This window comes from Bradyrhizobium sp. B120, assembly GCF_049075665.1.
In the GTDB taxonomy this organism is placed as follows: domain Bacteria; phylum Pseudomonadota; class Alphaproteobacteria; order Rhizobiales; family Xanthobacteraceae; genus Bradyrhizobium.
In genome coordinates this window covers 3,267,278-3,289,290 of sequence record NZ_CP185242.1, presented here as the reverse complement: position 1 = coordinate 3,289,290, position 22,013 = coordinate 3,267,278, and the positions used below count along the sequence as shown (strand labels likewise).

Below are 22,013 nucleotides of genomic sequence, written 5' to 3'. Positions count from 1 at the left end.
GTATCAACCTTGCTCCGGCGCCAGCGCACCGAACAGAATGACGGCAGCCGCGGTGGCGGCGCCTGCCTGCGTGAGCCGCTCGGCGAGCTCTGCGATCGTGGTGCGGATCAAGCGCTCATCGACGTGGCCAAGCGACTCCGCGAGCAGCGCAGGCGTCTCGGGGGCGAGGCCATGCGCGATCAGCTTCGCGGCCAGGGCCGGAAAGGTGCGCCGGCCCATATAGACGACAGTGGTGGCCTCGGGATCGGCCAGCGCCGCCCAATTCAAATCCGTGGGCAACTCGCCCGTGACATCGGCGCCGGTCACGAACTGGACGCGGCGCGAGGTCAGTCGCCGCGTCAGCGGAATGCCGGCCTGCGCCGCGGCGACCGAGGCCGAGGTCACGCCGGGAATGATCTCGTAGCCGATGCCGGCCGCGCGCAGCGCCTCGATCTCCTCCTCGAGCCGGCCAAAAATGCCGGCGTCACCGGATTTCAGCCGCACCACGCGCACGCCAGCCGCCGCATAGTCGACCAGCAGCCGGCTGACATGATGCTGCTTCGCCGAGAGACGGCCGGCGCGCTTGCCGACCGCGACGAGATTGGCGCCTGTGCGTGCGAGATCGAGGATCGCGCCCGAGGCGAGGTCATCGTAGAGAACCACGTCGGCCTCGCGCAGCCGCGCGGCTCCCTTCATGGTCAGGAGCTCGGGATCGCCGGGGCCGGCCGACACGAAGGAAACGAATCCGCTCACCGGTCCTCCGCAATCAGATGGAAGAATGTGCCCGTTGCGTTACCCCGCCGCGATCCGGTCTCGGCCACGATCGCGCCGGTCGCATCGCACACAACCGCGAGCGGCGTGTCCGGCTGCGCGATGATCGTCGAGTAGTGAAATTCGTGGCCGCGGAGGCGTGCGCCGGGAGCCTGCCCCGGCATCGCAGCGACCAGCTCGGCGAGCCGGTAGCCGAGATGCATGCGGCGCTTGGCATAGCTGGTCTCAAGGCCGAGCAATCCCGCCATCGCATGGCGCACGCCGTCAACGTCGGTCAACGCGGTGCCCAGCACCATGTAGCCGCCGCACTCGCCATGCACCGGCTTCGTCTCCGCAAAGGCGCGCAACTGCCCGAGAAATCGCATGTTGGAAGCAAGTCGCCCCGCATGCAGTTCAGGGTAACCGCCAGGCAGCCAGCACACATCGGCATCCGCGTCGGGGCCTTCGTCGGCAAGCGGCGAGAAGGTCACGATCTCGGCGCCGGCCGCGCGCCAGGCTTCCAGCATATGCGGGTAGACAAAGGAGAATGCGGCATCGCGCGCGAGCGCAATGCGCTGGCCGGGCGGCGTGATGTCGAGGCTGCGCGCGGCCGATTGCGGCGACCAGGTGCGCGCCGATTGCAACACGGCGTCGAGATCGACATGCTCGACGACGAAGCGCGCGGCCTCATTGATCAGACCGTCGATCTCAGCCTGCTCTTCGGCCTGCACCAGGCCGAGATGCCGCTTCGGCAACGCGATCTCGGCGTGGCGGGGCAGCGCACCCAACACCGGAATGCCCGCGCCCGCCATGGCGCTGCGCACCAGCGCTTCGTGCCGCGCACTGGCGACACGGTTGAGCACGACACCCGCAAGCCGCACGCCGGCGCGAAAATCGCGCAATCCCGCCGCGACCGCCGCCGCGGTCTGTGCCTGGCCGGAGGGATCGATCACCAGCAGCACCGGCCATCCCATCATCTCGGCAATATCGGCGGTGGCGCCGGTACCCGAGACGCCGCGGGTCGCGACGCCGTCAAACAATCCCATCGAGCCTTCGGCCAGCACGAGATCGGCATCCGCTCCACGGCCCGCCAGATGCGCGATCGCTTCGCCCGACATCGCCCAGCTGTCGATGTTGACGGATGCGCGTCCGGTTGCGACCGCGTGAAACGCCGGATCGATGTAATCGGGCCCGCTCTTGAGGCATTGCACCGTCAGCCCGTGATTGCGATAGGCGCGGGCCAGCGCCAGGGTCAGCGTCGTCTTGCCGACGCCCGATGCCGGTGCAGAGATCACGAGCCCCGCGGTCATTGCGATGATTCCGGAAAGCGCGGCTCCGCTCCGACCGGGCGATAGCGGCGGTCATAATCGGCCGCATAGAGCCGGCTCTCGGCGAATTCGCCGGCGCCGAGCGTCTTGCCGACCAGGATAAGCGCGGTGCGTTCGAGCTCCGGACCGACGGCGGCATCGAGCGTTGCGAGCGTGGCACGCACGATGCGCTGCTCCGGCCAGCTTGCGCGCCAGACGATCGCCACCGGGCAGTCGGCGCCATAATGCGGCGTGAGCTCGGCTATGACTTTGTCGAGCAGATGGATCGACAGATGGATCGCGAGCACCGCACCGGTCGCGGCAAAGGCCGCAAGCGTCTCGCCATCAGGCATCGCGCTCGCCCTGCCCGGCGTGCGCGTCAGCACCACCGATTGCGCAAGGCCGGGCAGCGTCAATTCGGCCTCCAATGCCGCAGCGGCCGCTGAGAACGCCGGCACGCCGGGCGTGACCGAATAGGGAATTTGCAACGCGCGCAACCGGCGCAGCTGCTCGCCCATCGCCGACCAGATCGAGAGATCGCCCGAATGCAGCCGCGCCACGTCCTTACCCTCGGCATGCGCTGCAGCGATCTCGGCGATGATGTCGTCGAGCGACATCGATGCCGTGTTGACGATGCGCGCATCCTTCGGGCAATGCGCCAACACGCCCTCGGGGACCAACGATCCGGCGTAGAGACAGACCGGGCAAGCGGCGATGAGATCGCGGCCGCGCAGGGTCAAGAGATCGGCGGCGCCTGGCCCTGCGCCGATGAAATGCACCGTCATTCACCGTCTCCTTCTGCGATCGCCGCAGTGGCCATCCGATCCTGCGACACGGCCCTGACCGAAATCAGACGCGCGCCGCGCCCTGCGGCTGCGATCGCGGCTGCTTCGGCGACCGAACCCGTCCCGAACCTGGCTTTAGCGAATTCGGATTGCGTTGCGGTCTTTATCTTGGCCAACATCTCGGCAGGAATGCTCCGGATCGGCAATCCCAATTCCTGGGCCAACGCTTGCAATGCCATAGCGCCGGCCTTGTCAGTGACTGTCGCAATCGCCGCAAGCCCCTTGGAACCGCCGACCGCGTCGAGCGCCTCGCGCAAGGACGCGACACTGGCATTGCTCCTGAACCCCAGACCCGCGACCTTCATCGGACCGCGCTCCATTGCACGATCGGCCGCGCAGCCTTCCAGGAGCGATACCGCCCCAACGGCTCGGCCTGAGCGATTTCCAGGCGCATCAATTCGCCGCCATAACGCTGGTGCAGATCGGAGAGCAGCGCCTCGGTTTCCAGCGTCACGGCATGCGCGACCAGTCGTGCGCCCGGCGCGATGCGTGGCCAGATCGCATCGAACATCGCGGCATCGAGGCCACCACCGACGAACACGGCATCGGGCGATTCGAGGTCCAACAAAATGCCGGGAGCCTCTCCCTCGATAATAGTGATCCGGTGGGTCAAGCCGAAGCTTGCCGCATTGCTGCGGATATTGGCGGCGCGTTCGCCGCGGGCCTCGACTGCGATCGCCGTCCCGCCGCAGAGCGCCCATTCGATCGAGATCGAGCCTGAGCCCGCGCCGACATCCCACAGCCGCTCACCAGGCCGCGGCGAAAGCGCCGACAGCGCAAGCGCGCGCACCGGCCGTTTCGTCAACTGCCCATCATGCACAAAGAGTGCGTCGGGAAGCCCCGAGCTGCGCGCGATCCCCTGCGCTCCCGCAGCCTCCAGTGCAACAGCGACCAGACTGTTGCTTGAATCGCCGGCATAGCTGTCAGCGCGATGCTGCGCGACGGACTCACGCGGCCCGCCAAGTGCGGAAAGCGTCCACACCGCCGACGGACCCCAGCCATGGTCCGTGAGCCATTGCGAGAGATCGAAAGCCGCTCTGCCGTCGCGCACCAGGCAGATGATCCGTGCGCCACGCGCGAGATGCGGCAATAGCCGCTCGAACGGTGCGGCATGAAGGCCGAGACAGATGACATTCTCGAGACGCCAGCCCAACCGTGCCGCCGCCAGCGAGAACGTCGACGGAGCGGAATGCGCGACCCACTCGCCGACCTGCAACTTCCCGACAAGGCTGCCGCCGACGCCATGCCAGAACGGATCGCCCGAAGCGAGCACCACGGTCGGACGACCACGGCATTCAAGCACAATCTCCGCATCGAACGGAACCGGCCAGACGCGGCCGCGGTCGGTGATCCCGGCCAGCGCGAGGTGCCGCTCGCCGCCGAACACCGTTTCGGCTTCACCAAGCGCCTTTCGGCTTGCGTCGGAGAGGCCGGCAAGGCCATCTTCGCCGATGCCGATGATGGTCAACCAGGGACTACCCATGATGCGCGCCCTGATCCTGGGCGGAACGGCCGACGCCAATTCGCTCGCCGCGACAATCGCGCGCGCGGGGATCGATGCGGTCTATTCCTATGGCGGACGCACCGCCGCTCCCGCCGAACAACCTCTGCCGACCCGGATCGGCGGCTTCGGCGGCGTCAGTGGTCTTGCCGACTACCTTCGTCGCGAAGGCATCACGCGTGTGGTCGACGCGACGCATCCCTTCGCCGCCGAGATGAGCCGCAACGCGGTCGCCGCCTGCGCGCAAACCGCAACGCCGCTGCTCGCGCTCGAACGCGCACCCTGGGACAAGACATCCGGCGACCGCTGGATCGAGGTCGCGGACGTCGCCTCGGCGGTCGCGGCGTTGCCGGACAGTCGCGCCAACGTGTTCCTCGCGATCGGCCGCCAGCACATTGCGCCGTTCGGTAGCCGGCCGCAGCATGCCTATACGTTGCGTTTCGTCGACCCACCCGACGAAAAACTGCCATTGCCCGGTGCCGACGTCATCGTCTCGCGCGGCCCGTTCACGCTCGACAACGAGCTGAAGATGATGCGTGCGCGCTCTATCGCGTGGATCGTCGCCCGCAATTCCGGCGGAGGTGGCGCGCGCGCCAAGATCGACGCCGCCCGCACGCTTGGCCTTCCGGTCATCATGATCATGCGGCCGCTGCTGCCCGAGCGGCCGCGGGTGGAAAGCGTGAGCGAGGTGATGGAATGGCTCGGTCATCGGACCTGCCTCGGCGCATAGACCCAGCGGCCGACCCGCCGCGTCGTCGAATTGCAGACGATCACAAGCGTCCGCATATCGGCCATCTCGGGCCGCGCGTCGCGCAGTTCGACGGTCTCGATGCGCTGGTCAGGCGTGCTGACGCCGCGCGCGAAAATCACAATGCGCTCGCCACAGCCCGCCTCTTTCAAAATCTCGAGCGTCCGCGCAAAGCCTTCCGGACGGCTTGCCGAGCGCGGATTGTACATCGCGATCGCGAAATCGGCTTCGGCCGCCAGCCGCAGGCGCTGCTCGATCAGCAGCCATGGCTTGAGATTGTCGGAGAGGTTGATCGCGCAAAAATCATGACCGAGCGGCGCGCCGGCACTTGCGGCTGCCGCCAGCATCGCCGTCACGCCGGGCAGGACGCGAATGGAAAGGTCGTGCCATTGCGGCGCATCCTCCAGCGCTTCAAACACGGCGGATGCCATCGCGAAGACCCCGGGGTCACCCGAGGACACCACGACGACCTGCCGCCCTTCGGCCGCAAGCCGCAGCGCCTCACCGGCGCGCTGCAGCTCCACGCGATTGTCCGAAGGATGCAGCGTGAGCCCTTCGCGCGGCGGCACGCGCGTCACGTACGGCGCATAGCCGACGATGTCGGTCGCCATCGCGAGCGCAGCGGAGACCTCCGGCGTGATCAGCGCCTCGTCGCCCGGCCCCAGGCCCGCAATGGTCAGCGTGCCGGTCATTGCGCCGCCCCTCTCCGCCGTCCCTGCCCGTGCACCAGCACGATCGCAAAGTACGGACAGTCGGCCTCGCCGAGATCCGCGACCCGCGCGACCCGCTGATCGGGCATGGTGCCGCGTTCGACCAGCCACGCATCGTCGAGACGGCCTGCGGAGGCGAGCGCGCGGCGGATCTTCGTCAGATTGCGGCCGGTCTTCATCACGACCAGCGCATCGGAGCTGCGCATCCGCTGCGCGAGCTCCACCTCAGGCAGCGTCCCCATCAGCACGGTGGTCACATCGTCTGCAAGCGCGATCGGCTGGCCGACCGCATTCCAGCAACCGACCATGCCGGGAATGCCGGCGACTACCTCGATCTCGACCCGCCCCTGCAGGCGCGCATGCAGGTGCATGAACGAGCCGTAGAAATAGGGATCGCCCTCGCAGAGCACGACGATGTCGACCGCGCGGGCAAGCCGCGCCAGGCGCTCGGCCCATTCGTCATAGAAGCCCGCGAGCAGCCGTGCATAGTCCGGACTGTCGAAAGCGATCTCCGTGGTGACCGGATATTCCATCGGATACTCGCGGACATCGGCGGCGAGCAATCCGTCCACAATGCGGCGCGCCTGCCCGAGCTGCCCCTTCTTGCGGAAGTAGGCGACGTGCTTCGCGGCGCGCACCATGCGGTCGGCACGCACGCTCATCAGATCGGGATCGCCTGGGCCGAGGCCGCAGCAAATGATGCGTCCCATCGCTATTCGCTCCGGCTTGCCAGCGCATTGACGGCGGCGACCGTGATCGCCGAACCACCGAGGCGTCCCTCGACCGTCAGTGCCGGCACCGGCGGCGCGGCCATCAAGGCCGCCTTGGACTCGGCCGCTCCGACAAAGCCGACCGGGCAGCCGATGATCGCCGCCGGCCGCGGACAGTCGGCATCCTCCAGCATGTTGAGCAGATGGAACAGCGCCGTCGGCGCGTTGCCGATCGCGACGATGGCCCCGGCCAGATGCGGCCGCCACAGCTCGAGCGCCGCCGCGGAGCGCGTGTTGTGCATCGATTGCGCGAGTTCGGGAACCTTGGGATCACCGAGCGTGCAGATGACGGCGTTGCCGGCCGGCAGCCGCGCGCGCGTGATGCCCTCCGACACCATGCGTGCGTCACAGAGGATCGGCGCGCCGTTCTGCAAGGCGGTATGTGCGCGGGCGGCCATGCCGGGCGTGAAGCGGACATGCGCTTCCAGACCCACCATGCCCGCGGCATGGATCATGCGCACGACCACCGGCTCCTCGTCTGATGTAAAGCGGGCAAGGTCGGCCTCCGACCGGATCGTGGCAAAGGACTGCCGATAGATCGCCGCACCATCGGTCTCATAGACGTGCGGCATCAATGGCCTCCCATCAGCACGGAGGGATTTGCGACGAGGTCCAAACGGGTCAGGCCTCGCAGGGCCGGCACGTCCCGCGTGGTGCCGCGACGGATGAGGTCAAAGCCCTCGCTTGACGCAACGAGGGTGACGTCAGCCGAACCGGAATGGGCACAGCCTTTGGCGCAGCCCGACACGTGAAGCCGGGCATCGTCCAGGACAAACGATGCAAGCGCCGATGCCAATGCACGCGTGTCGGCATGCGCCTCACGACAGAGCGGTGCGCCGCTGCAAGCGATCACACGGAGCGCCGGATCATTTGGATCAGTGACCAGGTCCGCGCCGCGGGGCATCTCATGCATCCCCTCCGCCAGCAGCATCCGCCACGGCGTCATGCGGAGAGCCTGCGCGCACCCGGCGAGATGGCTGAGCGTCTGGTGCGGCATTTGCCCGAAGGCCAGGCCGACCATCGCGCCAGTCGAGTAGAGGCCGGGAACAGGGTCCGCCGATCGGGCCACGGGCTCGGCGTCGCCGCGAAGCGACTGCGGCAAGCTCGCGCCGCCGGCCAGATGAGCTGCCATCCGTCGTTTTTCACCCTTGGCCCCGCCGGAGGCGACGAACCATTCGGCCATCGCGAGCGCGGCCTGCACGGCCTCACTCCGCGCGACGGACAGCCCGAATTGTGCGCCATCGGAACGCACCAGCAGTCCGCCGTTGCGATCGCGCTCGATCCTAATATCCGCCGACGCGCCGGCCAGCACGCGCGCGCTGCCATCATCGATCGCGAAGCCGAACTTGGTCGGAAGATCGAGCGACGCGCCGGCGAGCGCCCGCTCAAGCTCGGCCGCGAGCAAAGGCGTGTCGTCATCGGGCGTCCAGAACGGCGTCACCAGAATGTTACGTTGCGCCTCGGTATCCGAATCCGCGTCAAGTAACCCGAGCCCGGCGAGCCCATCGATCAAGGCCGGATAACCCTCATCGCTGACGCCGCGGATCTGGAGATTGGCGCGGCTGGTCAGATCGATCAGGCCGTTGCCGTATCGCCCAGCGAGGTCGGCAATTCCCGCAGCCTGCACCGCATCCAGCCGCCCGCCGCGCGGACGGATGCGCACCACGAGGCCATCGCCTGATTGCATGGGCCGCAGCGCGCCGGGACACCAGCCCTTGATCGCGACCGCGCTCATGAGGCCTCCTGCAGCGCTGCCGCGATCGAATTGCGCCGCGTCTGCCAGAGCGATGCGTCATGCAGCCGGGTGAAGCAGGTTTCGATCGCAGCCAGCGCCGCCGGATTCTCGCGCGCCATGAAGGCGCGAACGTCGTCATTGCCGAGCGTCGCGTCGTAATAGAGGTCGAACAGGTGCGGCGGCACCGCACCGGCGAGGTGCGCGAACGCCGCCATGTGCTCCAGGGTCGCCGATATTTCGGCGGCGCCGCGGAAGCCGTGGCGCATCATGCCCGCGATCCAGGCGGGATTGGCGGCACGCGCGCGCACCACGCGCGAGATTTCTTCGGTCAAGGAACGAGCATGCGGCTGATCCGGCCGCGTCGCATCGAGGTGATAGAGCGACGGGACCTTTGCGCCAAGCCGCCGCGCCGCAGCGGCAATGCCGGCCTCATGCGCGGCATAGTCCGCTGCCAGCAGCAGATCGGTCTCCGGCAAGTCCTGGGTGTGGACGAAGCTGTCGGCAGCAGCAAGCCTTGCCTCGATGCCGGCACGGTCAGGCCTGATCTCGCCATCGGATGCAATGGCCCAGGACGATGCCGACAGCCAGGCTTCGCCGGCCGCGTCGCGCGCCTCCTCCGTGAAGACGTCCGGGACAGACGCAATGCCGGCGCCATAGTGTCCGGGGCGAGGACCGAACACGCGCGAGACGCGCTGCCGGTAGGGATTCTCCTCCGCCTCCTCGCTGCGTTCGGACAACGCCTCGGTCGCAGCTTCGAACAACTGCGCAAGACCGGAGAACACGTCGCGGAACAGCCCCGACACGCGCAGCGTCACGTCGATGCGCGGACGGCCAAGCTCTGCCGGCGCGATGATGTCGTAGCCCGACACCCGGCCCGATCCATGATCCCAGCGCGGCGCGATCCCGGCGAGATGCAGCGCCATCGCAAAATCCTCGCCGGCGGTGCGCATCGTCGACGATCCCCAGAGATCGACGACCAGCCCTTTCGGCCAGTCGCCGTGATCCTGCAAATGACGGCGCAGCAGTTCCTCGGCGAGCTTGACGCCTTGCGCATGCGCCGACGGCGTCGGCACCGCGCGCGGATCGACCGCAAACAGATTGCGTCCGGTCGGCAGAACGTCGCTGCGCCCGCGATAGGGCGAGCCCGACGGCCCCGGCGCAACACGGCGTCCCGCGAGCGCATCGCGCAGCGCTGCCCTCTCCGCCGCGCCACAAGCTCCCTGCCCGAACACATGCAGCCCATCGCCGAACTGGCTTTCCTTGAGATCGCAGACGAAGCGATCGATCTGCGGAATGGCCTCGGCCGCCGAGACTGACGCCGCGAGACCGAGATCGTCCTCCAGCCCGGCGATGCGGGCTTCCTCGCGGATCGCGGCAATCAGGCGCTGCCGCCGCGCCGGATCGAGGCCGTCCGCAGTCGAATATTCATCGAGCAAACGCTCGAGCCTGCGCAAGCCCTCCGGCACCGCCGCCTGCCCCAGCGGCGGCGGCAGATGGCCGATCGTCACGGCACCGATCCGGCGCTTGGCCTGCGCGGCCTCGCCGGGATCGTTGACGATGAAGGGATAGACGACGGGCAGATCGCCGATCAGCGCTTCCGGCCAGCATGCGGACGACAGCGCAACCGACTTGCCGGGCAGCCACTCCAAGGTGCCATGCGCGCCCATGTGGACGACGGCATCGATGCCCTGCTGCCTGAGCCACAGATGAAACGCGACATGGGCATGGCGCGGCGTGCGCGAGAGGTCGTGATAGTCGGCATCGCGCTGACCGACGTCACCGCGCTCCGGCTGAACCGCGATGATCGATTTGCCGCACTTGATCGCCGAGAAATGAAACGCGCCGTCACGGCAATCGGGATCGTCCTCCGGCGCGCCCCATGCGCGCGCAAGATCGTCCTGGAGCGGCTGCGGAAGGCTGGAGACCAGTGCGTGATATTCGGCAACGTCCCATGTCAGCTTCCGGTGCAGCAGCACGCCGCCCAGCGACGCCACCGGCTCAAGATCAAAGCCTGCAGCCGCGAGATCGGCCAGCAGCGTCTCCACCGAAGCCAACGCATCGAGGCCAACGGCATGCGCAATCTGGTGCGGGCGGCCGGGATAGTTCGAGAGCACGAGCGCAAGCTGCTTGTCCGCGGCGGGCTTGCCGGCAAGCCGGTGCCAGGCTGCCACGCGCGCGGCGACCGCTGCGACGCGCTCGGCATCCGGCCGGTGCGCAAGATGCGCGAATTGCAGATCGGGATCGCGCTCGCCTGGCGACTTGAAGCTGACGACGCCCGTGAACAGGCGGCCGTCGACCTCCGGCAGCACCACATGCATCGCGAGATCGCCGGGCGACAGACCGCGTAGCGACAAGGTCCAATCCTCGCGCCGCGCCGTCGACAGCGCGACCTGGAACACCGGGCACGATGCGGCATCGAACGGCGTCGTGCCGTCGTCACCCGCCGCAGAGAACGCGGTCACATTGACGATGGCGGCGGGCGTACATTGCGCGAATTGAGCGCGCAGCCAATCGGCGACGCCGGCCGCCTTCAGCGAGGTGACGAACACGCCGTGGGCATCAAATCCCCTTTCGCGCAACGCATCGATCAGTGCATCGACCGGCGCCGTGTCGCCGGCCGCCAGGTAGGAGCGATAGAAGGTCACCAGCACAAGCGGCCGGCCATCCGATGCCGGCAGCGCCGCGACGGCGCCGCGCCGCGAATCGTAGACCCCGATCTCGGGAAGATCGATCTCGCCGACGACCGGCCCGGCATAAAGTCCGGACGCCAGCGCCAGCTGCGCGATCACGGCCTGCGCGGCAACCGGGCCGCCCTTGTCGGACAGCACCTTCAGGCGGCGCAGCGTCGAGACCGGCAGGGTCGAGAATTCATCCAGCCGCAAATCGTCGCGGCCATCCGCCGGCAGCACCACCAGGGCGATGCCACGTTCCTTCGCCAGCCGGTGCACCGCGGCCAGTCCGTACGACCAATACGGTTCGCCGCCGATCAGCCGCACCAGGATGCCGCGCGCCTGCGACAGTGTCCGCTCGATATAGGTATCGACCGACAACGGATGGCGCAGCTCCGCGAGATTGGCGAGCCGCAGCGACGGCAATGCGGCACGGCCCCGCCGCCAGCCGGCCGCGAACGCAGCGAGATCGCTGTCGGAAAACGACAACACCACGAGATCGGCCGGATCCTGACCGAGGTCTCTTGGCGTCGCGGTCTCCTCAAGGCCACGGCTCTCGCGGAAGACGACGTGCATCAGACACCTAGTCGCGCCCTGATCGCGGCTTCATCGATATCGCCGTGTTCGCCGATCACGACGAGCTTTGATTGTCTCGCCCGCACGCCCCAGGGCATGTCGAACTGATGCCTGACCCGCTCGCCGACCGATTGCACCAGCAACCGCATCGGCTTGCCCTCGACCGCGATGTAGCCCTTGGCGCGCAGCACGTTCTGCTCGCGCGCCAGCCCCTTGATCGAGGCGATCAGCGCATCGACATCCGCGATCTCGGGCAGATCGATCACCACTGAGTTGAAATCATTGTGCTCGTGTTCGTCCTCGCCGTCATGGTGAGACGGCCGCGACGCGAGGTCATCCTCTGCCGCCGCTTCAAGGCCGAGGATCACGCGGGCATCGATCGCGCCATCGACGATGGGCAACATCGGCACCTCGCGCGGCATCTCGGCCGCGATCAGCGCCTTGGCGGCCTTGATCCCCTCGGCTCCGGCGAGATCGGCCTTGGTCAGGAGCACGATATCGGCACAGGCGATCTGGTCCTCGAACACTTCGGACAGCGGCGTTTCGTGATCGAGATTGTCGTCGGCCGCGCGCTGCGCATCCACCGCGGCCGGGTCCGGCGCAAAGCGACCGGCGGCAACGGCCTCCGCATCGGCCAGCGCGATCACGCCGTCGACCGTGATCCGCGAGCGGATTTCCGGCCAGTCGAACGCCTTCAACAGCGGCTTCGGCAGCGCGAGGCCGGATGTCTCGATCACGATGTGATCGGGCCGCACGGGGCGCGCGAGCAGCTGCTCCATCGCCGGGATGAAATCGTCGGCGACGGTGCAGCAGATGCAGCCATTGGCGAGCTCGACGATGTTCTCGGTCGGACAATTGGCGTCCGCACACGACTTCAAGATGTCACCGTCGACGCCTTCGCTGCCGAATTCGTTCACCAGCACCGCGAGCTTCTTGCCGTTGGCATTGCGGATCAGGTGCTGGATCAGCGTCGTCTTGCCGGACCCGAGAAAGCCGGTCACGACGGTGACCGGAACCTTGGCGAGCGTGGTCATTCTGCGGCCTCCGGCACGACGGCGATGGGGGGAATGCGGGCAAGCGATTGCTTGCGAAAGATTTCGGGACGGCTGCGCCACGGCACGATGCCGTCAGGCGCCGCGGCATAGGCGGTAGCGCCGGCGATCACATCCTTGGCATTGTCCGCGGACAGGCGGCCGTAGACATAGGACCACCGCCCAGGCGCGCTGAGCGCGACGGAGCAGCCTTGGCTGCAAGCCGACAGGCATTCGACGGGAACTAGATTAACGTCATCGGGCACACCCGCCTCAACAAGCGCGGCGTGCAGGCGCGCACCGGGCGCGACCTCACCTTCCGCGAGCGTCTGGCCCGCGCGACAGGTGATACAGACATGAAGTGTAACGCTCATCGCCCTTCCTGGATTGACTGCGGGAAGCGATGAGGCACACGAACCTGACGTGAACAGGTCCGTTCCCCGTCGCGGAACACCCCGTCCGCCGGTCTCAAACACACTGCGTCGGCAGGTCTCCCGGCTTGCGGAGTAGGATTTCTCCCGTGATGCCCACCTTCCCGACTCCATCAGGGAATCAGTGGCTTGGGCATCTCTCCGGTCACGGTCGCGGGGGCGGCTGCGCTTCGGGCAAACCTTGCGGTCCGAGCCCTATCGCATTCCCTCTTCGCCTGTCGTAGGACAGGAACCAACGCGGGGTCACCATTCGTCCTGGCCTCGCACTTGTCAAGCCGAAGGAACGTGATGATTTCTGATGGAAACGACGCTGAAGACGGCGCCGTCGGCACCGACCCTTCATTGGATGCGCGCCATGCGGCCAAGATGGCGAAAAAGAAGGTCGCCCGCGACAAGATCATGGCGACCAAAAGCGGTGAAAAGGGCCTGATCATCGTTCATACCGGCGCCGGTAAAGGAAAATCCTCCTCCGCCTTCGGCATGATCGTGCGCTGCGTGGCGCATGGCTTTCCCTGCGCCGTGGTGCAATTCATCAAGGGCGCCTGGGATACCGGCGAACGCCGCCTGCTCACCGGGCATTTCGGCGATCTCTGTCAATTCCACGCGATGGGCGAAGGCTTTACCTGGGAGACCCAGGATCGCGCCCGCGACATCGCGGCGGCGCAAGCCGGCTGGGAAAAGGCCAAGCAGCTGATCGCGGATCCGAGCCTGCGCATGGTCGTGCTCGACGAGATCAACATCGCGCTGCGTTACGATTATCTGGCGATCGCCGATGTCGTCGACTTCCTGACCACATCGAAGCCGCCGATGACGCATGTCGTGCTCACCGGGCGCAACGCCAAGGACGAATTGATCGAGATCGCCGATCTCGTCACCGAGATGACGTTGGTCAAGCACCCCTTCCGCTCCGGCATCAAGGCCCAGCCGGGCGTCGAGTTCTGACAGTTATTGCCATGGCGCGCGCATTGATGATCCAGGGAGCCGGCTCGGACGTGGGCAAGTCGCTCATCGTCGCCGGCCTCGCGCGTGCCGCCAGACAACGCGGCCTGCGCGTGCTGCCGTTCAAGCCGCAGAACATGTCGAACAACGCCGCTGTGACGGTCGACGGCGGCGAGATCGGACGGGCGCAGGCCTTGCAGGCGCTCGCCGCCGGCGTCGAGCCGCACACCGACATGAACCCGGTGCTGCTGAAGCCCGAAACCGATGTCGGCGCGCAGGTCATCGTGCACGGCAAGCGGATCGCGACCGCCCGCGCGCGCGAATATACCGCCATGAAGCCGTCGCTGATGGGCGCGGTGCTGGAGAGCTTTGGGCGCCTGAAGGCGCGCGCCGACCTCGTGCTAGTCGAGGGCGCCGGCAGCCCCGCCGAGGTCAACTTACGCAAGTCCGACATCGCCAATATGGGCTTTGCGCGCCGGGCCGACGTGCCCGTGGTATTGGTCGGCGATATCGACCGCGGCGGCGTGATCGCGCAGCTCGTCGGCATCCAGGCGGTGATCGATCCCGATGATGCTGCGATGATCCAGGGCTTTGTCATCAACAAGTTCCGCGGCGATCCGACGCTGTTCGACGACGGCTACCGCCTGATCGAATCCCGAACCGCGTGGCGCGGCTTTGGCGTGCTGCCCTGGTTCGCGCGCGCCGGCGAGCTTCCCGCCGAAGACGCGCTCGGGCTCGGCGAGGCACGCAGGCCCGGCCAGTGCAAGATCGCGTTTCTTGCGCTGTCGCGGATCGCCAATTTCGACGACCTCGATCCGCTGAAGCTGGAACCTGGTGTCGATCTCGTGATGGTGCGGCCGGGCGAAGCCATCCCGGGCGACGCGAAGCTCGTCATCCTGCCCGGCTCGAAATCGACCCGCGGCGATCTCGCCTTCCTGCGCGCGCAAGGCTGGGACATCGACCTTCTGGCGCATCATCGCCGCGGCGGCCATATCCTTGGGTTGTGCGGCGGATACCAGATGCTTGGGCAGAACGTCGCCGACCCTGATGGGATCGAGGGACTCGCCGGCGAAACGCGCGGCCTCGGACTACTCGACGTCACGACTGTTATGTCCGAACAGAAGACGCTGACCCGCGTCAACGCGGTGCACGCTGCGACCCATCAGCCGATCAGCGCCTACGAAATCCATATCGGGCGTACCGATGGCCCGGATCGCGCGCGGCCCTTTTCAATGCTTGACGGCGCGCCGGAAGGCGCCATGTCGAGCGACGGACGCGTTCACGGCAGCTATCTGCACGGCCTGTTCACCTCGGACGGATTTCGCAAGGCGTTCCTTGCGCAGCTCGATATCCCTGCGGCGGATCAGCCGTACGGCGCCAGGGTCGAGAGCGCGCTCGACGCGCTTGCCGAGCACCTCGAGACCCATCTCGATGTCGATGGCCTGCTCGCGCTGGCGCGTTAAACCGACAACGCTGCGGCAAGACGGGACCATTCGGCCTCACTGCCCGGCAGACCGAGGCGCAACCATCCCGGCTTTTGCTGGAACGCGCGCGACCAGATCAGCGCTCGGGCAAGCTTCTCCTGCGCAGCCAAGGCATCGCCGGTCTCGTAGAGCCGGAACAGCGGCGTGCCGCCGAGCAGCGTCCAGCCCTGCGATCGCGCCGCCGTATCGAGCCTGGCGCAATCGTCCGCCAGCCGTGCAATTGTCGCCGCTGCCCAGCCGCGATCGAGCAACGCGCGCCGTCCGATTGCGATTGCCGCACCGGAAACTGGCCATGGTCCCACCATCGCCGCAAGCGCGGCGATATCCGGCTCGCTGCCAACGGCGAAGCCGAGCCGCAAGCCCGCAAGTCCGTAAAATTTGCCGAATGAGCGCAGGATCAGGAGCCCAGGCTGTCCGGCCTCCGCAGCAAGCGACAGGTCGGGTACGGCGTCCGCAAAACTCTCGTCAATGACGAGCCGGCCAACGCGGGGCAACAGCGCGAGCAGTTCGCGCCGATCATGGCATGTTCCATCCGGATTATTCGGATTGACGACGACGGCAAGATCAGCTCCCGCAAGCGCTGCAAGATCGGACACCTCGGTCACGTCCCAACCAGCGACCGACAACATCCCGGCATACTCGTTATAGGTCGGCGCAAGGATACGCGCTCGCCCGCGAGGCGCCAGATGCGGCAGCAACTGAATGGCGGCCTGCGCACCTCCCATCGCCACGATCGGCGCGTCAGTGCGGTAGGCCTGCCGCGCGGCGTGATGGAGGGACTCAATCTCGGATCGCGACGGCAGCGCGTTCCAGTGCCGCAGCTCGACATCGACGTCAGCATAGGGCACCCGATTGATCCCGGTCGACAGATCGATCCAATCTTCCGCGGCGCCGCCGAAGCGCTGCTGGGCGACATCGAGATTTCCGCCATGCTCACGCATGCGCCGCTCCTTCACGCCAGCGCCAGGGCGACGAACGCCGCGGCCAGCAGCATCATGGCGTAACGATAGAGTTTCAGCCCGATGAGGACATCAGCGGCAGCCGGATCACGCGCGCCCTCGTTCAGCCAGGGCTCATCGGCGGTGCTGCCGTGATAGATGCGGGGCCCGCTGAGCCGCACACCGAGCGCGCCGGCCATCGCAGCCTCCGGCCATCCGGCATTCGGCGAGCGATGGCGCCGCGCATCGCGCAGCATGCATGACCAGGCTTGCGATGGCCGCGGCGCGAGCAGCACGAACAGCAGCCCCGTCAGCCGCGCCGGAATGAGATTGGCAAGATCGTCGATCCGGGCGGCCGCCCAGCCGAATGCCTCGTGCCGCTCGGTGCGATGACCGATCATCGAGTCCAGCGTGTTGATCGCCTTGTAGCCAAGGATTCCCGGCAGGCCGAACAGCGCGCCCCAGAACACCGGCGCCACGATGCCGTCGGATGCATTCTCGGCGAGGCTCTCGATGGTCGCGCGCGCGATGCCGGCGGCGTCGAGCGTTGCCGGATCACGACCGACAATCTGCGCGACCGCCGAACGCGCGGCCGCGATGTCGCCGGACGCAAGCGGATGTCCCACCGCCGCGACATGGTCATGCAGCGAGCGCAGCGCGACCAGCGGCCACGCCAGCACACCGACAAAGACGATGTGAACCCATCCGGATGGGAGTAAAGACTGCACGGCCAAACCGAGCGCCGTCGCCAGCGCGATCACCAGGATGGTAGCCGCGACACCGGCGGCGCGCCGAAACGCCGGCGGATCGGAGGCCCGGTTCCAGGCGGTATCGACCAGATGGATCAGCCGGCCGAGCCACGTCACGGGATGGCCGATGCGGGCAAACAGCCAATCCGGCCAGCCGATCAAGGCGTCCACAGCCATCGCCACCGCCATCGCTCCCGCAAAACCCACGCACCTCTCCTCACCGCGATCCCCCTGATGCGCAAGACGTCGGCCGAGTGCAAGCCCTCCGGGACGGATTTCGGCTTTGTCTTTTGCCGCGATTGGTGGTTAGAGCGTTTTCGAGGCGAAGCGGATACCGGTTCGCAACGGGAGACCATATGGCCGTCATTCTGATCACCGGCGGGGCCCGGTCCGGAAAAAGCCGCCGCGCAGAATTGCGCGCGCGCAGCTTTCCAGGTCAGCCGGTCTATGTTGCGACCGCCGAGGCGCTCGACGCGGAAATGGATGAGCGCATCGCCAAGCATCGCGCACGGCGCGGCAGCGACTGGATCGAACGCGAGGTGCCGCTCGACCTCGTCGAGGCACTGGCCGAGACCGATGGCGGCGGCGCAAGGCTGGTCGATTGCCTGACGCTTTGGCTATCCAACCTGCTGCATGCGGAGCGCGACTGGTCGCAGGAAGTGACGCGGCTGACGGACGCGTTGTCGCGCCAGCGCAGCCCGGTCATCATGGTCACCAACGAGGTTGGCCTCGGCATCGTGCCTGACAACGCACTGGCGCGGACCTTCCGCGACGCCGCAGGTCTCATGAACCAGAGCATTGCCGGCGCGGCGGACGAAGTCGAGTTCGTCATTGCGGGTCTGCCGATGAAGCTGAAATGAGCAACACGATCGATCCCGGCAAAGGCCCCGCGATGGTCTCGTTCGACGATGCGTTTCGCCGGCAACTGCACGAGCTTTTCGTGTGGCGGCGCGACGTGCGCCGCTTCCGGACCGATCCACTTCCGGACGGTACGATCGAGCGGCTGATCGAGATCGCCTGCCTCTCGCCTTCGGTCGGATTGAGCCAGCCCTGGCGATTCGTCATTGTCGACGATGCGGCACGGCGCCGCGCTGTCATCGAGGACTTCAAGACCTGCAACGCCGACGCGCTGCGATCCTATTCCGGCGAGCGTGCAGCAAAATATGCCGCATTGAAACTATCGGGCCTCGAAGAGTCGCCCGGCCATCTGGCCGTGTTTGCTGAAAAGACCGACCAAATCGGCTCCGGTCTCGGGCGCGCGACGATGCCGGAGACAACAGAATACTCGGTGGTCGCCGCGATTTGCTCGATGTGGCTTGCCGCGCGCGCGGAAGGCATCGGGCTCGGCTGGGTCTCGATCTTCAATCCAGGCCGCGTTCACGAGATTCTGGAGATACCCGATACGTGGAAATTCATCGGCTACCTCTGCATCGGCTACCCCCAGGCGGAATGCGACCGTCCTGAGCTCGAGCAGGCCAAGTGGGAATCGCGGCGAGGTCCGGATGAATTCACCATCCGGCGCTGACCAATCTCCGACTGGCAGCGGCGCCTCGAACGGCGCTGCCCACTGGCGCGCCGACATCGCCTCGCTGGTCTTTCCGCTCCCGGACCACGGCGCCATCTGCGCGGTGCATCGGGGCGCGTTTCGAACATTGCTTGGCGCCGACCCGACGCCGGACGGCTGCCTCGGCTATTTCGCGCGGTTTGAAGACGCGTTCAGGGCCGCGGCGCGCGCCAAGATCCTGCGCAAGCGCATCCCCCTTGGAACAAATCTGCATCTTACCAGTCGCGACATCGCTCGAAAGCTGCTAGAAGCCGACCAAATCGAATGTGGAGAACGACCATGAGCCAGTCCCCGGCCGCGCAAACCCAGGTCATGCAATCCCAGGTCACGCATCTGCCGGTCGCGACCGGACGGGTCGGACGGCTTGCCCAGTCCCTGATGGCGATGTCGCTCGGCCTGTTCATTGTCGGGGTGGTCGGCTTCTCGCACATCGACGTGATCCACAACGCCGCACACGATGTGCGCCACTCCAACGCCTTCCCCTGCCACTGACCCCGCCGGCATGAGCACGTTTCGCTCGATCGTCTTCTCCTCGGTCATCGCTGGATTCATCGTTGGCCTGATCGTCACCGCGGCCCAGCAGTTCGGCACCGTTCCGCTGATCCTCAAGGCCGAGGTCTATGAGAAGGCGGCCGAGCACAAGCACGAAGCCGCCGCGCCACCGCAGGCCATCCTCGTCCACGATCATGCGGAACATGATCACGGCGCCGAGGCGTGGGAGCCGCGCGACGGCCTGGAGCGCAATCTTTATACCGCGGGGGCGAACATCCTGACCGGGATCGGCTTTGCGCTGCTGCTGTGCGGCTTCTTTTCGGTGCGCAGTGGCGCGACCGGCGAGCCGATCTCGTGGCACGAAGGCTTGATGTGGGGCCTCGCAGGCTTTGCCGTCTTCACGATTGCGCCGGGCCTTGGGCTGCCGCCTGAACTGCCGGGGGTCCCCACCGCACCACTGTTGTCGCGTCAGATCTGGTGGGTAACGGCGGTGCTGGCGACATCGGCCGGCCTAGGGCTGATCGTGTTCCGGCGCTCGATGCCGGCCGCGATCGCCGGCGTGGTCCTGATCATGCTGCCGCATCTGATCGGCGCGCCCGAGCTCGAGCATGTCGAGACCAACGTGCCCTCGTCATTGTCGCATCAATTCGTGGTCGCGGTCACGTTGACCAGCCTGGTGTTCTGGTCGCTGCTGGGCGGCCTGACCAGCGCCGCGTTCGCCTATTTCGATCGGCCCGCATCGGCGTGACGCCCCTGCCTGATATCGTGGCCGCTCAGCTCGCCTGCCTGAGCGGCTTGCCGGCCCGTAGCTCCCTGTCCTGCACCAGCACCTTCTCCGCATAAAGCTCGCCGATCTCGTGCTCGGACAGCCCGAGTTCGCCCAGGATCTCCTCATTGTGCTCGCCGAGCAGGTCGGCCCTCAGCCCAGTGCGCTGCGGCCATTCCGAGAAGCGCATCGGCGCGCCCGGAATCGCAAACTCGCCGATCCGGGGATCGCTGACATGGCGGACCGTGCCGCGCTCGATCAGATGCGGCTGGGCCATGGCGTCATTCAGGGTCAGCACCGGCGCACAGGGGATCCGTTCCTGCTCCAGTGCGGCGATCGCCGCATCGCGTGACGGAAACGTCTTGAGCCAGGCTTCGACGATCTCCCCCACCAGCACCCTGTTGTCGGCCCGGGCGCGTGCGGACTCGAACCGCGGATCCTTCTCGAGCTCCGGCCGCCCCAGCGCGCGAACCATTTGCGGCCATTGATGCGCCAGCGCGCAGATCACGAGAAACTCACCCCGGCCGCAATCGAACACGCCCACCGGGCCGCCATTCGGGTGCAGCGAGCCCTCCCGCTGCGGCACGAAGCTATCCCCGCGCAGCGAGACCTTCGGCACATTTGCCTCGTGCATGTGAAAGTAGGTGTCGAGCAGCGTCGATTCGATGAACTGTCCCTCTCCGGTCCGCTCGCGGTGCAGCAGCGCGAAGCCGACCGCCATCGCCGCCGCAACACCGGTCGAGGCGTCTCCGATCGCGACCGGCACCTGCGCCGGCTTCCCGTCGGGATCGCCGATCACGCCGGTGATGCCGGCGAAGGCCTGCGCGATGTAGTCGAAGCCGGGCTTGTCGCTCAGCGGGCCGGTCTGTCCAGCGAACGAGATCGAGCACATGATCAGCCGCGGATTGATTTTCCTGAGCGTCTCGTAACCAAGTCCGGCGCGCTCCATCACACCGGGCGTGAAGTTCTCCACCAGAACGTCGGCCTTGGCGGCGAGCCGGGTCAGGATCTGGCGGCTCTTCTCGTGCTTGAAGTCGAGCGCGAGGCTGCGCTTCGAATGGTTCTGCTGGAAGAAATACGTGCTCTGCGAGGTGTTCTTGTGCGCGGGGTCGCGCGGCTTCAGACCCTGAAAGCGCGATCGGTCACCAAACGGCGCAAGCTCGATCTTGATCACGTCGGCGCCGGCTTCGGCCAGCAGACGCGTGCAGGTCGGCCCTGCGACGAACTGGGTGATATCGAGCACGCGATAGCCGGTCAGCATTTTCGGAGGCAGAGTCATCTCAATTGTCCAGTTGTTGTGACTGAAGAGTTTCGGCGGGCGCGTCTCCGCCCGCGGGCCTCGTTCCAAACAGATTGCTGCGGGCCTGCGCGTCGAGCGCCTTGCGCACGGCGCGCCGCCCGACCGCGAGCCCGTTCTGGAGCAGCGGCCGCGCGCGCAGCTCAGCGAACCAGCGCCTGACGTGCGGGACACCGTCGAGCGTGAAGCCTTGCGCCTTGTGGGTCATCACCCAGGGAAAGCAGGCGATGTCGGCGATCGAATAGTCGTCACCCCCGACATAGGTGCTTTCGCCGAGCCGATCGTTGAGCACACCGTAGAGACGGCGGGCCTCGTTGCCGTAGCGCTCGATCGCATAGGGAATCCTGTCCGGCGCATAGAGCGAGAAGTGCCCGTTCTGGCCCAGCATCGGCCCGAGCGCGCTCATCTGCCACATCAGCCATTGCTGCACGCGGGTGCGGCCATGCAGATCACGCGGAACGAACCTGCCGGTCTTCTCCGCGAGGTAAAGCAAGACCGCCCCGGACTCGAAGATTGTCAGCAGCTCGCCTCCGCCGGGCGGATCCCTGTCGACGATGACAGGAATCCGGCCATTGGGATTGAGCTTGCGGAATTCGGGCTTGAACTGGTCGCCGCGCGTGATGTTGACCGGCACGACGGTGTACGGCAGCCCGCATTCCTCGAGCATGATCGAGACCTTCCAGCCGTTCGGCGTCGGCGCGAAATGAAGATCGATCATCGGAGCCTCCGGCA

At 66.9% G+C, this 22,013-nt stretch carries 24 protein-coding genes and 1 riboswitch; of the genes, 8 read left to right on the top strand and 16 right to left on the bottom strand.

The features are described 5' to 3' along the window. Positions 1-3: 3 nt before the first annotated feature. Genes cobA through cbiE form a run of 5 tightly spaced genes read right to left on the bottom strand, consistent with a single transcriptional unit; the run spans position 4 to position 4,364 of the window. Positions 4-732 carry a uroporphyrinogen-III C-methyltransferase gene (gene cobA / locus ACOIX3_RS14930; RefSeq protein WP_420970567.1) on the bottom strand — a complete coding sequence of 243 codons (729 nt, stop codon included), beginning with the start codon at positions 730-732 and terminating at the stop codon, positions 4-6. Beyond that, positions 729-2,039, bottom strand: coding sequence for a cobyrinate a,c-diamide synthase (locus ACOIX3_RS14925; protein ID WP_420970566.1), 1,311 nt, complete (start codon positions 2,037-2,039; stop codon positions 729-731). The genes cobA and ACOIX3_RS14925 overlap by 4 nt, the downstream gene beginning before the upstream one ends. Beyond that, complete coding sequence (gene cobM, locus ACOIX3_RS14920; protein ID WP_420970565.1) at positions 2,036-2,821, bottom strand: precorrin-4 C(11)-methyltransferase; 786 nt, start codon at positions 2,819-2,821, stop codon at positions 2,036-2,038. Before cobM ends, ACOIX3_RS14925 begins: the two co-directional genes overlap by 4 nt. Beyond that, positions 2,818-3,186: a cobalamin biosynthesis protein gene (locus ACOIX3_RS14915; RefSeq protein ID WP_420970564.1), complete on the bottom strand. Its 369-nt coding sequence runs from the start codon at positions 3,184-3,186 to the stop codon at positions 2,818-2,820. The genes cobM and ACOIX3_RS14915 overlap by 4 nt, the downstream gene beginning before the upstream one ends. Then, positions 3,183-4,364, bottom strand: coding sequence for a precorrin-6y C5,15-methyltransferase (decarboxylating) subunit CbiE (gene cbiE / locus ACOIX3_RS14910; RefSeq protein WP_420970563.1), 1,182 nt, complete (start codon positions 4,362-4,364; stop codon positions 3,183-3,185). Before cbiE ends, ACOIX3_RS14915 begins: the two co-directional genes overlap by 4 nt. Here cbiE and ACOIX3_RS14905 point away from each other — a divergent pair. Further along, positions 4,363-5,112, top strand: coding sequence for a cobalt-precorrin-6A reductase (locus tag ACOIX3_RS14905; protein WP_420970561.1), 750 nt, complete (start codon positions 4,363-4,365; stop codon positions 5,110-5,112). The two genes, cbiE and ACOIX3_RS14905, sit on opposite strands and share 2 nt — an antisense overlap. Here the strand turns inward: ACOIX3_RS14905 and cobJ are convergent. From cobJ to ACOIX3_RS14870, 7 genes are read right to left on the bottom strand one after another with little or no spacing between them, the layout of a single operon-like run. Next, positions 5,088-5,822 carry a precorrin-3B C(17)-methyltransferase gene (cobJ, locus tag ACOIX3_RS14900; protein ID WP_420970560.1) on the bottom strand — a complete coding sequence of 245 codons (735 nt, stop codon included), beginning with the start codon at positions 5,820-5,822 and terminating at the stop codon, positions 5,088-5,090. The two genes, ACOIX3_RS14905 and cobJ, sit on opposite strands and share 25 nt — an antisense overlap. Continuing rightward, positions 5,819-6,550: a precorrin-2 C(20)-methyltransferase gene (locus tag ACOIX3_RS14895; protein WP_420970559.1), complete on the bottom strand. Its 732-nt coding sequence runs from the start codon at positions 6,548-6,550 to the stop codon at positions 5,819-5,821. The genes cobJ and ACOIX3_RS14895 overlap by 4 nt, the downstream gene beginning before the upstream one ends. Before the next feature lie 2 nt (positions 6,551-6,552). Next, positions 6,553-7,182 (bottom strand): precorrin-8X methylmutase, encoded by a 630-nt coding sequence (locus ACOIX3_RS14890; RefSeq protein WP_420970558.1) that lies wholly within the window; start codon positions 7,180-7,182, stop codon positions 6,553-6,555. Further along, positions 7,182-8,345 (bottom strand): precorrin-3B synthase, encoded by a 1,164-nt coding sequence (gene cobG, locus ACOIX3_RS14885; RefSeq protein ID WP_420970557.1) that lies wholly within the window; start codon positions 8,343-8,345, stop codon positions 7,182-7,184. Before cobG ends, ACOIX3_RS14890 begins: the two co-directional genes overlap by 1 nt. Continuing rightward, on the bottom strand, positions 8,342-11,590 hold the full coding sequence (gene cobN, locus ACOIX3_RS14880) for a cobaltochelatase subunit CobN (protein WP_420970556.1): 3,249 nt from the start codon (positions 11,588-11,590) through the stop codon (positions 8,342-8,344). Before cobN ends, cobG begins: the two co-directional genes overlap by 4 nt. After that, positions 11,590-12,624: a cobalamin biosynthesis protein CobW gene (gene cobW / locus ACOIX3_RS14875; protein WP_420970555.1), complete on the bottom strand. Its 1,035-nt coding sequence runs from the start codon at positions 12,622-12,624 to the stop codon at positions 11,590-11,592. The genes cobN and cobW overlap by 1 nt, the downstream gene beginning before the upstream one ends. After that, positions 12,621-12,995, bottom strand: coding sequence for a DUF1636 family protein (locus tag ACOIX3_RS14870; RefSeq protein ID WP_420970554.1), 375 nt, complete (start codon positions 12,993-12,995; stop codon positions 12,621-12,623). Before ACOIX3_RS14870 ends, cobW begins: the two co-directional genes overlap by 4 nt. 92 nt (positions 12,996-13,087) lie before the next feature. After that, positions 13,088-13,304, bottom strand: a riboswitch (cobalamin riboswitch). Between the two features lie 36 nt (positions 13,305-13,340). Here ACOIX3_RS14870 and cobO point away from each other — a divergent pair. Together cobO and ACOIX3_RS14860 are read left to right on the top strand one after the other, a co-directional pair. Then, complete coding sequence (gene cobO / locus ACOIX3_RS14865; RefSeq protein WP_298367847.1) at positions 13,341-13,994, top strand: cob(I)yrinic acid a,c-diamide adenosyltransferase; 654 nt, start codon at positions 13,341-13,343, stop codon at positions 13,992-13,994. 11 nt (positions 13,995-14,005) lie between these two features. Next, the gene (locus ACOIX3_RS14860) at positions 14,006-15,454 is read left to right on the top strand and encodes a cobyric acid synthase (protein ID WP_420970552.1); all 1,449 of its coding nucleotides are present in this window, start codon (positions 14,006-14,008) and stop codon (positions 15,452-15,454) included. On the opposite strand, the gene cobD is transcribed toward ACOIX3_RS14860, so the two are convergent. Together cobD and cbiB are read right to left on the bottom strand one after the other, a co-directional pair. Continuing rightward, a complete protein-coding gene (cobD, locus tag ACOIX3_RS14855) occupies positions 15,451-16,416 on the bottom strand; it encodes a threonine-phosphate decarboxylase CobD (protein ID WP_420970551.1) in 966 nt (321 codons plus the stop codon). The two genes, ACOIX3_RS14860 and cobD, sit on opposite strands and share 4 nt — an antisense overlap. A gap of 11 nt (positions 16,417-16,427) precedes the next feature. Continuing rightward, complete coding sequence (gene cbiB / locus ACOIX3_RS14850; protein ID WP_420971736.1) at positions 16,428-17,351, bottom strand: adenosylcobinamide-phosphate synthase CbiB; 924 nt, start codon at positions 17,349-17,351, stop codon at positions 16,428-16,430. 167 nt (positions 17,352-17,518) lie between these two features. Here cbiB and cobU point away from each other — a divergent pair, with 167 nt between their 5' ends. Genes cobU through ACOIX3_RS14825 form a run of 5 tightly spaced genes read left to right on the top strand, consistent with a single transcriptional unit; the run spans position 17,519 to position 19,966 of the window. After that, complete coding sequence (gene cobU / locus ACOIX3_RS14845; protein WP_420970550.1) at positions 17,519-18,022, top strand: bifunctional adenosylcobinamide kinase/adenosylcobinamide-phosphate guanylyltransferase; 504 nt, start codon at positions 17,519-17,521, stop codon at positions 18,020-18,022. A gap of 32 nt (positions 18,023-18,054) precedes the next feature. Beyond that, positions 18,055-18,687 (top strand): 5,6-dimethylbenzimidazole synthase, encoded by a 633-nt coding sequence (bluB, locus tag ACOIX3_RS14840; RefSeq protein WP_420971735.1) that lies wholly within the window; start codon positions 18,055-18,057, stop codon positions 18,685-18,687. After that, positions 18,665-19,009 (top strand): hypothetical protein, encoded by a 345-nt coding sequence (locus ACOIX3_RS14835; protein WP_420970549.1) that lies wholly within the window; start codon positions 18,665-18,667, stop codon positions 19,007-19,009. Before bluB ends, ACOIX3_RS14835 begins: the two co-directional genes overlap by 23 nt. A gap of 29 nt (positions 19,010-19,038) precedes the next feature. After that, positions 19,039-19,218 (top strand): CbtB domain-containing protein, encoded by a 180-nt coding sequence (locus ACOIX3_RS14830; protein WP_092127074.1) that lies wholly within the window; start codon positions 19,039-19,041, stop codon positions 19,216-19,218. A 10-nt stretch (positions 19,219-19,228) separates the two neighbouring features. Next, positions 19,229-19,966 carry a CbtA family protein gene (locus tag ACOIX3_RS14825; RefSeq protein WP_420970548.1) on the top strand — a complete coding sequence of 246 codons (738 nt, stop codon included), beginning with the start codon at positions 19,229-19,231 and terminating at the stop codon, positions 19,964-19,966. Positions 19,967-19,991: 25 nt separating this feature from the next. On the opposite strand, the gene ACOIX3_RS14820 is transcribed toward ACOIX3_RS14825, so the two are convergent. Then, on the bottom strand, positions 19,992-21,263 hold the full coding sequence (locus tag ACOIX3_RS14820) for a CaiB/BaiF CoA transferase family protein (RefSeq protein WP_420970547.1): 1,272 nt from the start codon (positions 21,261-21,263) through the stop codon (positions 19,992-19,994). A 1-nt stretch (position 21,264) separates the two neighbouring features. Then, positions 21,265-21,999: a glutathione S-transferase N-terminal domain-containing protein gene (locus tag ACOIX3_RS14815; RefSeq protein ID WP_420970546.1), complete on the bottom strand. Its 735-nt coding sequence runs from the start codon at positions 21,997-21,999 to the stop codon at positions 21,265-21,267. Between the last annotated feature and the right edge of the window lie 14 nt (positions 22,000-22,013).